Raw genomic sequence first — 348 nt, 5'->3', positions numbered from 1 at the left:
TCCGACGCCCACACCAGCACCCACACCAACTCCGACACCAGCGCCGACTCCGACGCCCACACCAGCGCCGACTCCAACTCCGACACCCGCACCCACTCCAACTCCAACTCCCATACCGGGCACAGATAATTGTTTGCTCGATCGAGTCAGCGCCCCGGAATTAAACTCTGCTACCATTACTCCCAACCCCGTCCAAAAAACTTTCAACGGGGGTAACACTGCCGATTTCATCATGGGTGGCAGCACCAGCGAGTCGATTAACGGACTTGCCGGCAACGACACTATCTACGGCATGGGCGGCAATGACAACATTGACGGCGGTGCAGATAATGACTTGCTTTTCGGCAA

The 348-nt window shown here is 56.9% G+C and carries 1 pseudogene; it reads left to right on the top strand.

Going from position 1 to position 348, the window contains the following annotated elements:
- A pseudogene (locus QUB64_RS32745) lies at positions 1-348 on the top strand (hypothetical protein); the annotation flags it as partial.

Source organism: Microcoleus sp. Aus8_D2 (genome assembly GCF_036702665.1).
GTDB lineage: Bacteria > Cyanobacteriota > Cyanobacteriia > Cyanobacteriales > Microcoleaceae > Microcoleus.
Note: the sequence above shows the minus strand (reverse complement) of the source record. Positions and strands in the feature narration are given on the sequence as shown.